Origin of the sequence: Bacteroides sp. BFG-606, from assembly GCF_024788145.1 — a bacterium.
Lineage (GTDB): Bacteria > Bacteroidota > Bacteroidia > Bacteroidales > Bacteroidaceae > Bacteroides > Bacteroides vicugnae.
On record NZ_JANUIL010000001.1, the window covers coordinates 6,076,958 to 6,092,417 of the forward strand.

8 protein-coding genes, 2 tRNA genes and 3 rRNA genes are annotated in these 15,460 nt (G+C 44.6%); 2 read left to right on the forward strand and 11 right to left on the reverse strand.

From position 1 onward, the window contains the following. Window positions 1-94 precede the first annotated feature (94 nt). Both NXV01_RS23390 and NXV01_RS23395 read left to right on the forward strand, forming a co-directional pair. Entirely contained in the window at window positions 95-1,930 is a 1,836-nt protein-coding gene (locus NXV01_RS23390) for an LTA synthase family protein (protein WP_234132667.1), read from the forward strand. A 51-nt stretch (window positions 1,931-1,981) separates the two neighbouring features. Beyond that, a complete protein-coding gene (locus tag NXV01_RS23395; protein ID WP_148364595.1) occupies window positions 1,982-2,671 on the forward strand; it encodes a phosphatase PAP2 family protein in 690 nt (229 codons plus the stop codon). Between the two features lie 85 nt (window positions 2,672-2,756). Here the strand turns inward: NXV01_RS23395 and leuB are convergent, their stop codons facing one another. From leuB to NXV01_RS23450, 11 genes are all read right to left on the reverse strand, one after another. After that, window positions 2,757-3,818, reverse strand: a complete 1,062-nt coding sequence (gene leuB, locus NXV01_RS23400) for a 3-isopropylmalate dehydrogenase (RefSeq protein WP_148364594.1) — start codon at window positions 3,816-3,818, stop codon at window positions 2,757-2,759. A gap of 60 nt (window positions 3,819-3,878) precedes the next feature. Further along, window positions 3,879-5,426, reverse strand: coding sequence for an alpha-isopropylmalate synthase regulatory domain-containing protein (locus NXV01_RS23405; RefSeq protein ID WP_167511741.1), 1,548 nt, complete (start codon window positions 5,424-5,426; stop codon window positions 3,879-3,881). Beyond that, window positions 5,408-6,004, reverse strand: coding sequence for a 3-isopropylmalate dehydratase small subunit (gene leuD / locus NXV01_RS23410; protein WP_148364593.1), 597 nt, complete (start codon window positions 6,002-6,004; stop codon window positions 5,408-5,410). Before leuD ends, NXV01_RS23405 begins: the two co-directional genes overlap by 19 nt. Window positions 6,005-6,139: 135 nt before the next feature. Continuing rightward, window positions 6,140-7,534 (reverse strand): 3-isopropylmalate dehydratase large subunit, encoded by a 1,395-nt coding sequence (gene leuC, locus NXV01_RS23415; protein WP_148364592.1) that lies wholly within the window; start codon window positions 7,532-7,534, stop codon window positions 6,140-6,142. Window positions 7,535-7,615: 81 nt separating this feature from the next. Then, window positions 7,616-9,112: a 2-isopropylmalate synthase gene (locus NXV01_RS23420; RefSeq protein WP_004301125.1), complete on the reverse strand. Its 1,497-nt coding sequence runs from the start codon at window positions 9,110-9,112 to the stop codon at window positions 7,616-7,618. 402 nt (window positions 9,113-9,514) lie between these two features. Then, entirely contained in the window at window positions 9,515-9,748 is a 234-nt protein-coding gene (locus NXV01_RS23425; RefSeq protein ID WP_148364591.1) for a hypothetical protein, read from the reverse strand. Window positions 9,749-9,869: 121 nt separating this feature from the next. Continuing rightward, window positions 9,870-9,980 (reverse strand): 5S ribosomal RNA (rrf, locus tag NXV01_RS23430). Between the two features lie 77 nt (window positions 9,981-10,057). Beyond that, window positions 10,058-12,947: ribosomal RNA gene (locus tag NXV01_RS23435) — 23S ribosomal RNA — on the reverse strand. A 157-nt stretch (window positions 12,948-13,104) separates the two neighbouring features. After that, window positions 13,105-13,181, reverse strand: a tRNA-Ala gene (locus tag NXV01_RS23440). A gap of 58 nt (window positions 13,182-13,239) precedes the next feature. Next, window positions 13,240-13,316, reverse strand: a tRNA-Ile gene (locus NXV01_RS23445). Between the two features lie 279 nt (window positions 13,317-13,595). Continuing rightward, window positions 13,596-15,124, reverse strand: a 16S ribosomal RNA gene (locus NXV01_RS23450). Together the 16S, 23S and 5S rRNA genes with 2 tRNA genes alongside form the textbook arrangement of a ribosomal RNA operon. Between the last annotated feature and the right edge of the window lie 336 nt (window positions 15,125-15,460).

The following is a 15,460-nucleotide window of genomic DNA, read 5'->3' on the forward strand; positions in this document are numbered from 1 at the left end:
ATGGAAAAAAAGGTATGTTTTATATCACTTCATGAGAAAGATAAGGAAAAGTATAGTAACTTTGTATCCGTTCAATCTTTTTAAGTTTACAGATATGAAAAAGAGAATCATACAATTTCTCACGACCTATTTTTTATTTGTTCTTTTATTCGTTCTTCAGAAACCAATCTTCATGGTTTACTACCATGATTTATATACCGACGCATCTTTAGGTGACTACTTCCGCATCATGTGGCACGGATTGCCTCTGGATTTATCTCTTGCAGGTTACCTGACCGCCATCCCAGGCTTACTGCTCATCGCCTCCGCCTGGACGAGTTCATCCATACTCCGCCGCATCCGGCAAGGCTATTTCGGAGCAATCGCCTTTGTCATGGCCTGCATTTTTATCATCGACCTGGGATTATACGGCTTTTGGGGATTCCGTCTGGATGCCACCCCCGTTTTCTATTTCTTCTCTTCCCCCAAAGATGCTATGGCAAGTGTCAGCTTTTGGTTTGTATTATTGGGAATCTTATCTATGCTGATCTATGCAGCAATTTTATACTTTATTTTCTATTACGTCCTTATCCGGGAGAAAAAGCCCCTGAAAATACCTTATCGACGTCAGAATGTCTCGCTTGCGCTCCTTTTGCTGACAGCGGCACTCTTCATCCCCATCCGGGGCGGATTCAGCGTATCCACCATGAATTTGAGCAAGGTATATTTCAGCCAGGACCAACGCATGAATCATGCAGCCATCAACCCGGCATTCAGTTTCATGTATTCCGCCACCCACCAGAATAATTTCGATAAGCAATATCGCTTCATGGACCCGAAAATAGCCGACGAATTATTTGCAGAGATGGTAGACAAACCTGTCTCAGCAACAGACAGCATCCCCCAATTATTGAATACACAACGTCCGAACATTATTTTTATTATCCTTGAGAGTTTCTCCACACACTTGATGGAAACTTTCGGAGGACAACCCAATGTGGCTGTCAATATGGATAAATTCGCTAAAGAAGGCGTATTATTCAGCAACTTCTACGGCAGCAGTTTCCGCACAGACCGCGGACTGGCATCCATCATCAGCGGATATCCCGGCCAGCCAAGCACCAGCATCATGAAATATCCCGAAAAGACGGACAAACTTCCTTCTATCCCGCGCAGCCTGAAAAATGCCGGATACAACCTGGAATATTACTATGGCGGAGATGCAGATTTCACAAATATGCGCTCTTATCTAGTATCTTCCGGCATCGAGAAGATTATTTCCGATAAAGATTTTCCTCTGTCCGAACGTACAGGAAAATGGGGAGCACAGGATCACGTCTTATTCCAACGCCTGATGAAAGACCTGAAAGAAGAAAAACAAAAAGAACCGTTCCTGAAACTTGTTCAGACATCAAGCAGCCACGAACCGTTCGAAGTCCCGTTCCACAGGCTGGATGATAAAATCCTCAACTCCTTTGCGTATGCCGATAGTTGTGTAGGAGATTTCGTGAAACAGTATCAAGAGACACCGCTATGGAAAAACACACTGTTTGTACTCGTTCCCGATCATCAGGGTGCATACCCATATCCCATAGAAAATCCGCTGGACGGCCAAACCATTCCGCTGATTTTAATCGGAGGTGCAATCAAACAACCTCTTGTGGTAGATACTTATGCTTCACAAATTGACATTGCCGCCACCTTGCTTGCCCAATTAGGATTGCCGCATGATGAATTTACTTTCAGCAAGAATATCATGAATCCGGCCTCTCCTCATTTCGCATACTTCACCCGACCGAACTATTTCGGAATGATTACCGCCGATAACCAATTAGTGTACAATCTGGACGCAAATACTGTGCAACTGGACGAAGGTACCGCCAAAGGAGCCAATCTGGAAAAGGGAAAAGCATTCCTGCAGAAGCTCTACGATGACCTGGCAAAACGCTAGGAAATGAATTATATTGAATATTTATAAAGTAATATAGAACAATAAAGCCTGATGATACACACCGGAATTGTCCAATATCTTTCGGAGATAGATACAAATATCTTCTTGTCTTTCAATGGAATACATTCCCCTTTCTGGGATTATTTCATGAGTTCTTTCACGGGTAAATTCATCTGGATTCCCATGTATGCCACTATATTGTATATTTTATTAAAAAACTTCCACTGGAAAGTAGTACTGTGTTACGTGGCTGCCATTGCACTGACTATCACCTTTGCCGACCAAATGTGCAGCAGCATCATTCGTCCGGTAGTAGCACGTCTGCGTCCCGCCAATCCGGAGAACCCGATTGTAGATCTGGTATATATCGTAAATGGTTACCGCGGGGGAAGCTACGGTTTCCCATCGTGCCATGCAGCCAATTCATTAGGTCTTGCCATGTTTGTCATATTCCTGTTCCGTAAACGTTGGCTAAGCATTTTCATCCTGACCTGGGCAATACTCAACTGCTACACACGTATATATCTGGGTGTACATTACCCCGGTGATTTACTCGTAGGAGGTATTATCGGAGGATTCGGCGGTTGGTTGTTCTGCACCATCGCCCACAAAGCAGCCATCTATCTGGAACCTTCCACCCGCACGAAGAGAAAAGAAATAAAACAATGGTCAGTCACTATTTATGTAGGATTACTGACCGTGCTCGGTATCGTTCTATATTCCACTATTAAAAGTTGGTAGAACACAACAACACTATTTCGAACTAAAAAGTAAAAGCCTGACACCGTTATCCGATGCCAGGCTTTTACTTTTTTATCCGGGTTTATCAAGCTTTCTTGATATAATCAACAATCCACTGTCCTACTTCTTTTGTTCCGTACTTAGCACCTTCAGCCACTTGTATTTCCGGTGTGCGTACATTCTCATCTAAAGAAGCATCTACGGCTTTACGAATCAATGCACCCTCTTCTTTAAGGTCGAAATACTCGAACAACATAGCTACAGAAAGAATCTGTGCCAATGGATTAGCAATATTCAATCCCTTAGCCTGCGGCCATGAACCGTGAATCGGTTCAAATACCGGAGTACTTTCACCTGTAGAAGCAGAAGGAAGCAAGCCCATAGAACCACTGATTACAGAACCTTCGTCAGTCAGGATGTCACCGAATGTATTTTCCGTTACCATCACATCGAAGAAAGCAGGTTCCTGAATCATCTTCATTGCAGCATTATCCACAAACATATAATCAGTTGTCACTTCCGGATAGTTCGGAGCCATTTCCTGTGCGATCTGACGCCACAGACGGGAAGAAGCCAACACATTTGCCTTATCTACCACAGTCAGATGTTTTCTGCGCTTCATCGCATATTCGAAAGCCACCTTCAAAATACGTTCGATTTCCGGACGAGTATAATAGTTTGTATCATACGCCTTGTCATTATCCTGATACTTTTCACCGAAATACATACCTCCAGTCAGCTCACGGATACAGATAAAATCGGCATTCTCTACCAGTTCCGCACGCAACGGAGATTTGTGGATCAGGCATTTGAATGTCTGTACCGGACGGATATTAGCAAAAAGACCCAGTTTCTTACGCATAGCCAGCAAGCCTTGTTCCGGACGTACCTTGGCAGTAGGATCATTGTCAAATTTCGGATCACCTACGGCAGAGAACAAAACAGCGTCCGCCTCTTTACAAACCTGATAAGTTGCTTCCGGAAACGGATCGCCTACTTTATCAATCGCATCAGCTCCACAGATTGCATATTCGTAACTTACTTTGTGACCAAACTTCTCGCAAACGGCACTCATCACATCTACACCTTGCACAGAGATCTCCGGTCCGATGCCGTCGCCTGCTAATACAGCAATTTTAAAATCCATAATCGTTTATTCTTCTATTTATATATTCGTATAAAAAACATTCTTCGGGCAAGTTGTTTCTCACTTGCTCTTCTCGTATTCATCTTCGATGAGGTTCAACATCTTCATAGTAGCCTTGATGGCAGCCTCTGTCTGGTCGGCATCGAGCCCGCGGGTACGGAACACCTGCTCATCATAACTCCACGTGATAACTGTCTGCACAAATGCATCCGTACGTCCACCGGGAGGGATGGTTACCGCATAATTGGTCAACATCGGGAATTTACGTCCTAATGTCACCTTATATATCTTACGCAACGCACGAACAAAAGCATCATACTGACCATCGCCGCCTGAACTCTCTTCGTACTCTTTTCCGTTGATTTCTATCTTCAACGTTGCCATCGGTTTCAGCCCATGAGCCAGATTCACAAAATAGCTCTTCAGTTTAACCTTCTCACCCACTGCTCCGTGTTTCAACACATCCGAAACAATGTACGGCAAATCTTCCTGTGTGACCAGCTCTTTCTTGTCGCCCAACTCGATGATGCGTTCCGTTACCTTGCGCATAGCATCTTCGTCCAGCTCCAGTCCAAGATCTTCGAGGTTCTTACGGATATTCGCTTTACCGCTTGTCTTACCCAATGCATATTCCCGCTTACGGCCAAAACGTTCGGGAAGCAAATCATTACAGTAGAGATTATTCTTGTTATCCCCGTCAGCATGCACCCCTGCCACTTGCGTAAAGACATTCTCACCTACAATCGGTTTATTGGCAGGTATCACAATTCCCGAATAAGATTCCACTACCCGGCTGACATCATTCAAACGGCTTTCGTCGATATTGGTCACCGCATTGAAATGGTCTTTCAGGATAGCCTGCACACTTGCGAGAGGAGCATTTCCTGCCCGTTCGCCCAGTCCGTTGATGGTTGTATGCAATCCTTTGACACCGCTTAATACCGCGGCAAGGACATTACTCACAGCCAAATCATAATCATTGTGCGCATGGAAATCGAGATGAGTATTCGGATAACGTTTCTTCATCTTCCGCATATACTCTATCACTTGCAAAGGATTCAAGATACCCAACGTATCAGGCAACATAAAACGCTTGACGCTCGTTTCTTTCAATCCATCCATCAACTGAAACACGTATTCGGGAGAATCCTTGATACCGTTGCTCCAATCTTCCAGATAAACATTGACGGTTATATCCTGTTCGTCGGCATAATGCACCACACTTATGATATCCGCCAGATGTTCTTCCGGTGTCTTTTTCAGTTGTTGCGTACAATGCTTCAATGAACCTTTACAAAGAAGATTAATCACACGGCAACCGGTACGCTGAATCCAATCGACAGAAGTATGCCCGTCGACAAAGCCGAGCACTTCCACTTTATGGAGCAGATTACGACGGGCAGCCCAGTCGCAAATCATCTTCACGGCTTCAAACTCACCGTCCGACACACGCGCCGAAGCAACCTCCACCCGGTCTACCTTTAAATCTTCTAACAGTAAACGGGCGATCATTAGTTTCTCATGAGGCACGAAAGACACTCCGCTGGTTTGTTCACCATCACGGAGCGTTGTGTCCATGATTTCTATTTTCACGCCTTCTTTTCCCATTCTTCTATTTTATCTTTATTGCTCAACAAGAAATCGATATCGTCCAATCCGTTCATCAAACAAAGTTTCTTATAAGCATTGATTTCGAAATGTTCACTTTTACCTGTCGCCTTGTTGGTGATGGTCTGTTCGGGAAGGTTCACTTCCACTTCCATCTTCGGGTCCGCTTCTATCGAATCGAACAACTCCTGCAGAAACTCCTCGGTAACAACCACCGGCAGCACAAAGTTGTTCAACTCATTATTCTTATGAATATCGGCAAAGAAACTGGATACCACCACGCGGAAACCATATCCTGCAATGGCCCAGGCAGCGTGTTCACGGCTGGAACCCGAACCGAAGTTTTTTCCTGCCACTAATACCTGTCCGCTATAAGTAGGATTGTTTAACACAAAATCCTTGTTCAGGGAACCGTCAGCATTATAACGCCAGTCACGGAAAAGATTATCACCAAAGAATTTTTCTTCACGAGTAGTTGCTTTCAGGAAACGTGCCGGAATAATCTGGTCAGTATCTACGTTTTCTAAAGGAAGAGGTACACAAGTACTTGTTATTATATTAAATTTTGTCTTAGCCATCTTTTTATTTACGATTTAACGATTTACTATTTACTATTTAACGATTGAAATTACTATTGACTCATTCTCTTACGACAGACAATCTGATTCACGACCATTTTTCAATCGTAAATCGTAAATTGTCTAATCGTAAAATCAAATCAGTTTTCTCGGATCGGTAATCACACCTGTCACCGCAGCAGCGGCAGCTACCAGCGGACTAGCCAGCAAAGTGCGTGCACCGGGTCCCTGACGTCCTTCAAAATTACGGTTACTGGTAGATACCGAATACTTTCCGGCAGGAATCTTATCATCGTTCATTGCCAGACAAGCAGAACATCCCGGCTGACGGATAGCAAATCCGGCTTCCGTCAATATCTTGTCGATTCCTTCCTTACGGATCTGTGCGTCTACCATCCATGAACCCGGAACCAGCCATGCAATAACATTCTCCGCTTTCTTACGACCTTTCACGATGGAAGCAAATGCACGGAAATCCTCAATACGACCGTTTGTACAAGCCCCAAGGAATACATAATCAATCTTCTTACCCAACAAAGATTCACCCGGTTGGAATCCCATATACTCCATTGATTTCTTGAACGAAACCTGTGCAGCTTCACTCATTCCTTCCATGGTAGGAATGTGTTGTGTGATTCCCATACCCATACCCGGATTCGTTCCATAAGTAATCATCGGTTCAATATCAGCCGCTTCGAAACGGACTTCTTTATCAAACACGGCATCATCATCACTCTTCAATGTCTTCCAATAAGCCAAAGCCTTGTCCCATGCTTCGCCTTGCGGAGCATTTTCACGTCCTTTGATATATTCAAAAGTCACTTCATCCGGAGCAACCATCCCACCACGTGCACCCATTTCAATCGAAAGGTTGCAAAGGGTAAGACGTCCCTCCATTGTCAGATTGCGGATAGCCGAACCTGCATATTCCACGAAGTAACCTGTAGCACCACTGGTAGTCATCTTAGACATCATATACAGAGCCACATCCTTTGCAGTCACCCCTTTTCCCAGTTCACCGTCTACAGTGATACGCATTGTTTTCGGTCTCGACTGGAGAATACATTGTGAAGCCAGCACCATTTCCACCTCACTCGTTCCGATACCGAAAGCAATCGCTCCCATTGCACCATGAGTAGAAGTGTGAGAGTCACCGCAAACAATCGTCATTCCCGGCAAGGTCAAACCACGTTCGGGGCCTACCACATGGATAATACCATTCTTCGGATGCATCATGCCGTAGTGCGTCAGACCGAAATCCTTCGCGTTTTTTGTCAAAGTATCCACCTGCGTTTTAGAGACCGGATCTTCAATCTCCTTATCCTGATCGTGTGTCGGTGTATTATGGTCAGGCATACAAAACACCTTTTCCGGACGCAACACTCCGATTCCACGTTCACGCAATCCCGCAAAAGCCTGCGGACTAGTCACTTCGTGACAATATAACCGATCAATATAAAGCTGTGTAGGGCCATCTTCCACAGTAGTCACCACGTGGGCATCCCATATCTTATCAAATAATGTATTCATCTGTTTATTTACTATTTTACTAATTACTATTTACTCTTTCAATCAATCTCTGTAATACCAAACCGACTGTCAATCTCTTTTTTACGATTTGAATTTGTTGATACAGTCGATGTAGGCTTCTACCGAAGCAGCAATAATATCTGTGTTGGCACCAAAACCATAATAAATCTGGTTATCATATTCTACCTGCATGTGCACTTTACCTACATCATCACTTCCCTTACTGATAGCCTGAATAGTAAACTCTTTCAGAGTCATGTGGCGTTCTACAATCTTTTTCAATGCTTTGATGGCAGCATCTACCGGACCATTACCACTGGCACAAGCTTCAAACTTCTCACCGGCAATATTCAATCCCAAACTGGCTACCGAACGAACACCGACACCACTCGTCACCTGCAAGTAATCCAGTTTGATACGATGGTTCTGGCTACGGTCTGCACCTGCCAATACTAAAATATCATCATCATTAATATCTTTCTTCTTATCAGCCAACTTCAGGAACTCATCATATACCTTATCCAGTTTTTCCTGATCCAAATTCACTCCCAATATAGAAAGACGATTTTTCAATGCTGCACGTCCGCTGCGGGCAGTCAATACAATAGAGTTGTCATCAATACCCACATCATGCGGATCGATAATCTCATATGTCTGTACATTTTTCAATACGCCATCCTGATGGATACCTGAAGAGTGTGCGAAAGCGTTACGTCCAACGATTGCTTTATTAGGCTGTACCGGCATATTCATCAGGCTGGATACCATACGGCTGGTCGGATAAATCTTCTGCGTATTGATATTGGTCTGGATATCAATTTCGTGATGGCTCTTGATAATCATGGCGATTTCTTCGAGAGCAGTATTTCCTGCACGTTCGCCAATACCGTTGATGGTAACTTCCACCTGACGCGCACCGTTCAAGACACCAGCTATCGTATTGGCAGTAGCCATACCCAAGTCATTGTGACAGTGAGTAGAAAGTATGGCATTATCAATGCCGTCTACATGGTCAACCAGGTATTTTATCTTGGCGCCATATTCTGAAGGCAAGCAGTAACCTGTTGTATCAGGGATATTCACTACGGTAGCTCCAGCCTTGATGACAGCTTCCACCACACGTGCCAGATATTCGTTATCCGTACGGCCTGCGTCTTCTGCATAAAATTCCACATCGTCTACAAAACGGCGGGCATATTTCACAGCAGCTACTGCACGTTCGATAATCTCTTCACGATTCGAATTGAATTTATATTTAATGTGCGAATCAGAAGTACCGATACCAGTGTGAATACGTTTATGTTTAGCAAATTTCAGTGCATCTACGGCTACATCAATATCTTTTTGAACTGCGCGAGTCAAAGCACAGATAGTAGGCCAAGTCACCGCTTTTGAAATCTCAATTACTGAATTAAAATCTCCCGGGCTCGAAATGGGGAATCCGGCTTCAATCACGTCTACTCCCAACGCTTCCAATGCCTTTGCTACCTGAATCTTTTCTACTGTATTCAACTGGCATCCCGGAACCTGTTCACCATCTCTAAGAGTGGTATCAAAAATAAATAACCTATTGTCCATATTCTTATGTATATTATATAATTATTAGCATTAAAAAAAGCCTTTCACACTTGGAAGTGAGAAAGGCTTTCGTATATTTTCATTTATACACATTTACGCGCAGCACTCACTTCCACTAACCTTTGATAGTAGAATAATAATACCGCATAGTAGAATATGTATAAACATCTGATTCATTTCTTGTCTCTTTTATTAGTTTGACGGTGCAAAGGTATGGATTATTTCTTTACCACCAAATAATACGTTACTTTTTTATCGAAAAAAATATCATTTCATAAGTTAAAGCCGATTATTAGCAAAAATATATCACGAATAAAGCGATATATTCATTAAACGAAAAGAGGGAGTAGAATGTTTGAATCATTCTCTCCCTCTCCTTCTTTATTGTTCTAAATCAATAGATTACTTCTTATCGCAACATTCTTTCTTTTCTGCGCAATCAGCTTTTTTATCGCAAGCAGTAGCACAAGAGTCCTTAGCCTGGCAGCAAGAATCAGATTCAACAACAGCTTCCACTGTTTCTACAGTTGTTTCTTCACCTTCAGAAGCAGCGTTAGTAGTTTTGTTACCAGTACAAGACATCATTGCAAAAGAAAATGTTACTGCTACAGCAGCCAAAAATAATTTAGTTTTCATACCTTTTAAATTTGCTTTAAACGTTTAATAAAATAATTGTCAGTCGCAAATATAGCACTTTTTTCGCAAAGTACCAAAACAGAAAGCCCCTTGACTCAAAATGAATCAAGGGGCTTCTTTAAAACGGCGGCTACCTACTCTCCCACTGTTACGCAGTACCATCGGCGTGACGAGGCTTAACTTCTCTGTTCGGAATGGGAAGAGGTGGAACCCTCGTGCTATAACCACCTGAATAAGGTTATGACATGATGAAAAGTAAAATCCTAGTGTCTAGTAAGCTAAACGTATATACCCAACCGGTACATGTTTGAAAGAAAGTGAACGGGCAATTAGTAATGCTCGGCTTTGATGTTACCACCTTTACACCTGCATCCTATCAACGTCATCGTCTTTGACGACCCTAAGAAATCTAATCTTGTGGCTGGCTTCGTACTTAGATGCTTTCAGCACTTATCCAATCCCGACTTAGATACCCAGCAATGCACCTGGCGGCACAACTGGTAAACCAGCGGTCAGTCCAACACGGTCCTCTCGTACTAGTGTCAGAGCCACGCAAATTTCATACGCCCACGATAGATAGAGACCGAACTGTCTCACGACGTTCTGAACCCAGCTCGCGTGCCACTTTAATGGGCGAACAGCCCAACCCTTGGGACCTTCTCCAGCCCCAGGATGTGACGAGCCGACATCGAGGTGCCAAACCCCTCCGTCGATATGAGCTCTTGGGAGGGATCAGCCTGTTATCCCCGGAGTACCTTTTATCCTTTGAGCGATGTCCCTTCCATACGGAAACACCGGATCACTATGCTCTAGTTTCCTACCTGATCGACTTGTCTGTCTCCCAGTCAAGCGCCCTTATGCCATTACACTCTACGGACGGTTACCAATCGTCCTGAGGGCACCTTTTAGAAGCCTCCGTTACACTTTTGGAGGCGACCACCCCAGTCAAACTACCCACCAAACAGTGTCCTCGCAGCAGCGAGTTAGAACTCAAATAATCAAAGGGCCGTATTTCAACAGCGACTCCACAAATACTGGCGTACCTGCTTCAAAGTCTCCGGCCTATCCTACACATCAATTACCCAAATTCAATGTTAAGCTATAGTAAAGGTTCACGGGGTCTTTTCGTCCCATCGCGGGTAATCGGCATCTTCACCGATACTACAATTTCACTGAGCTCACGGTTGAGACAGTGTCCAGATCATTACACCATTCGTGCAGGTCGGAACTTACCCGACAAGGAATTTCGCTACCTTAGGACCGTTATAGTTACGGCCGCCGTTTACTGGGGCTTCAATTCAATGCTTCTCTTGCGATGACATCTCCTCTTAACCTTCCAGCACCGGGCAGGTGTCAGGCTGTATACGTTATCTTTCAATTTGGCACAGCCCTGTGTTTTTGTTAAACAGTTGCCTGGACCTATTCTCTGCGCCCAACTCTCGTTGGGACCCTTTATCCCGAAGTTACAGGGTCAATTTGCCTAGTTCCTTAACCGTGAATCACTCAAGCGCCTTAGTATATTCAACCCGACTACGTGTGTCCGTTTGCGGTACGGGTACCTTAAAGATTAAGTTTAGCGGATTTTCTTGGGAGTATGTTTACACGCACTATTACCTCATTCCGAAGAATTCGGTATACTATCAGGTTCGACTCTTGCGGTGGATTTGCCTGCCGCAATCAACATCTACACCCTTCAACGGACTATTCCGTCAGTCCGCGGCGCTGTCACTCCTCCGTCTCCACGTCACTCTTTAAGGTAGTACAGGAATATTAACCTGTTCTGCCATCGGCCTCACCGTTCGGCTGAGCCTTAGGACCCGACTAACCCTGATCCGATTAGCGTTGATCAGGAAACCTTAGTCTTTCGGCGAGGGGGTTTCTCACCCCCTTTATCGTTACTTATACCTACATTTGCTTTTCCACACGCTCCAGCAAAGCTCACGCTTCACCTTCGACGCGGAGTGGAATGCTCCCCTACCGATGTTAGTGTTTAGTTAACATCCCATAGCTTCGGTAAATTGCTTAATGCCCGATTATTATCCACGCCAAACTCCTCGACTAGTGAGCTGTTACGCACTCTTTAAATGAATGGCTGCTTCCAAGCCAACATCCTAGCTGTCTTAGCAATCTGACTTCGTTAGTTCAACTTAGCAATTATTTCGGGACCTTAGCTGATGGTCTGGATTCTTCTCCTTTAGGACATGGACCTTAGCACCCATGCCCTCACTCCTGGGATCGAACTACTGCGCATTCGGAGTTTATCAAGACTTGATAGGCGGTGAAGCCCTCGCATCTTATCAGTCGCTCTACCTCACAGTAGTAATTCCCAAGGCTGCACCTAAATGCATTTCGGGGAGTACGAGCTATCTCCAAGTTTGATTAGCCTTTCACCCCCACCCTCAGTTCATCCGGAAGCTTTTCAACGCTTATCGGTTCGGTCCTCCAGTTAGTGTTACCTAACCTTCAACCTGACCAAGGGTAGATCACTTGGTTTCGCGTCTACTCCTTCCGACTAATCGCCCTGTTCAGACTCGCTTTCGCTTCGGCTTCATGTCTTGAGACACTTAACCTTGCCGGAAAAAGTAACTCGTAGGTTCATTATGCAAAAGGCACGCCGTCACTGCTTACGCAGCTCCGACCGCTTGTAGGCGCACGGTTTCAGGGACTATTTCACTCTTCTATTCGAAGTGCTTTTCACCTTTCCTTCACAGTACTGGTTCGCTATCGGTCTCTCGGGAGTATTTAGCCTTACCGGATGGTCCCGGCAGATTCACGCAAGATTTCTCGTGTCCCGCGCTACTCAGGATACCACTACGCTTCGTTTCACTTCGTATACCGGACTATCACCGTCTATGGTCCCATTTTCCAAAGGGTTCTACTCATGAAATGTCTTGCGATGTCGTGGTCCTACAACCCCAATATTGCCGTAACAACATTGGTTTGGGCTAATCCCCGTTCGCTCGCCACTACTAGGGGAATCATTATTATTTTCTTTTCCTACAGGTACTAAGATGTTTCAGTTCCCTGCGTTAGCTTCCAACTAGGTTGGATGACATTCCTTCAGAATGCCGGGTTGTCCCATTCGGAAATCTTCGGATCAAAGGTTATTTGCACCTGCCCGAAGCTTATCGCAGCTTATCACGTCCTTCATCGCCTCCGAGAGCCAAGGCATCCGCCATGCGCCCTTGCTTACTTTCTTTCAAACGTTTTATTCTCGTACTGGTATTGGTATGGGAATTGCTTCCTTTTATCAATATTGCGTACTCGAACACGTACGGTTTGATATATACTTTTAGCTCTTACTAAAATTTTACTTTTTGTACATCATGTCAAAGATCGTTTCTCTTTTTCAGAGATGGTGGAGAATAACGGATTCGAACCGTTGACCCTCTGCGTGCAAGGCAGATGCTCTAGCCAGCTGAGCTAATCCCCCAAGAGGTTATCAAGAATTGCTGCATTCCGCTTATGCGGCATTCCTTCGTTCTTGAGCTTGGTAGTCCCAGGCAGAGTTGAACTGCCGACCTCTACATTATCAGTGTAGCGCTCTAACCAACTGAGCTATAGGACTATGTTCTACGCATTATCGGCTGCTTTCGGCATAATCGATGCAAGCATCGCTTCTGCTCTCTCTTGCTCGATAATTCAACCTTGTCTACCTGTATGTTAGACTCGGCTTCTTTTTTCTCTTGTTTATCTCTATCTATACTTCTATAGATGGTTGATCTATATATTATAAATAAACAAGTACCAGTAGTACAAAAAACAGAACCTTTAAAGTCACTTTTTTTTACGATGTTGTATTTTACATTATTCATGCAGAATTACATCGTTTACGGCATCACTCCAGAAAGGAGGTGTTCCAGCCGCACCTTCCGGTACGGCTACCTTGTTACGACTTAGCCCCAATTACCAGTTTTACCCTAGGACGCTCCTTGCGGTTACGTACTTCAGGTACCCCCGGCTTTCATGGCTTGACGGGCGGTGTGTACAAGGCCCGGGAACGTATTCACCGCGCCATGGCTGATGCGCGATTACTAGCGAATCCAGCTTCACGAAGTCGGGTTGCAGACTTCGATCCGAACTGAGAGAGGTTTTTGGGATTAGCATCCTGTCACCAGGTAGCTGCCTTCTGTACCCCCCATTGTAACACGTGTGTAGCCCCGGACGTAAGGGCCGTGCTGATTTGACGTCATCCCCACCTTCCTCACATCTTACGACGGCAGTCTCTCCAGAGTCCTCAGCATGACCTGTTAGTAACTGAAGATAAGGGTTGCGCTCGTTATGGCACTTAAGCCGACACCTCACGGCACGAGCTGACGACAACCATGCAGCACCTTCACATTTGCCTTGCGGCTATATAGTTTCCTACATATTCAAATGCAATTTAAGCCCGGGTAAGGTTCCTCGCGTATCATCGAATTAAACCACATGTTCCTCCGCTTGTGCGGGCCCCCGTCAATTCCTTTGAGTTTCACCGTTGCCGGCGTACTCCCCAGGTGGAATACTTAATGCTTTCGCTTGGCCGCTTACTGTATATCGCAAACAGCGAGTATTCATCGTTTACTGTGTGGACTACCAGGGTATCTAATCCTGTTTGATACCCACACTTTCGAGCATCAGTGTCAGTGACAGTCTAGTGAGCTGCCTTCGCAATCGGAGTTCTTCGTGATATCTAAGCATTTCACCGCTACACCACGAATTCCGCCCACCTCTACTGTACTCAAGACTGCCAGTTTCAACTGCAATTTTACGGTTGAGCCGCAAACTTTCACAACTGACTTAACAATCCACCTACGCTCCCTTTAAACCCAATAAATCCGGATAACGCTCGGATCCTCCGTATTACCGCGGCTGCTGGCACGGAGTTAGCCGATCCTTATTCATATGGTACATACAAAATTCCACACGTGGAATACTTTATTCCCATATAAAAGAAGTTTACAACCCATAGGGCAGTCATCCTTCACGCTACTTGGCTGGTTCAGACTTACGTCCATTGACCAATATTCCTCACTGCTGCCTCCCGTAGGAGTTTGGACCGTGTCTCAGTTCCAATGTGGGGGACCTTCCTCTCAGAACCCCTATCCATCGTAGTCTTGGTGGGCCGTTACCCCGCCAACAAACTAATGGAACGCATCCCCATCGATAACCGAAATTCTTTAATATCAATCTCATGCGGGATTGATATGCTATCGGATATTAATCTTTCTTTCGAAAGGCTATCCCCGAGTTATCGGCAGGTTGGATACGTGTTACTCACCCGTGCGCCGGTCGCCATCTTCACTTTGCAAGCAAAATGAAATGCTGCCCCTCGACTTGCATGTGTTAAGCCTGTAGCTAGCGTTCATCCTGAGCCAGGATCAAACTCTTCATTGTAAAAGTATTTTTATCACCAGTTAAGATGATTATTTGCTCTGTTCAGGACGCCGTAATTTTATTGACCTTATTCAATTACCTGTTAGTCTTAATTGTATCGCTACTTCATAAGACAAGCATTGACGGTTCTATTTTTACTTGTACTACTTGTATTGTTTATCAATATTTCAAAGAACTTGTTGCTTTCGTTTTAAAAGCGGGTGCAAAGGTAAGGGCTTTATTTTTAACCACCAAACTTTTTCGGAAGTTTTTTTTCAGTTTTTCTTTTTACTTTATTTTCTCTGGCTCTCTATGCGAAAGGGAAAGAATGTATGAAAGAAGAACTCGCCGATTTTC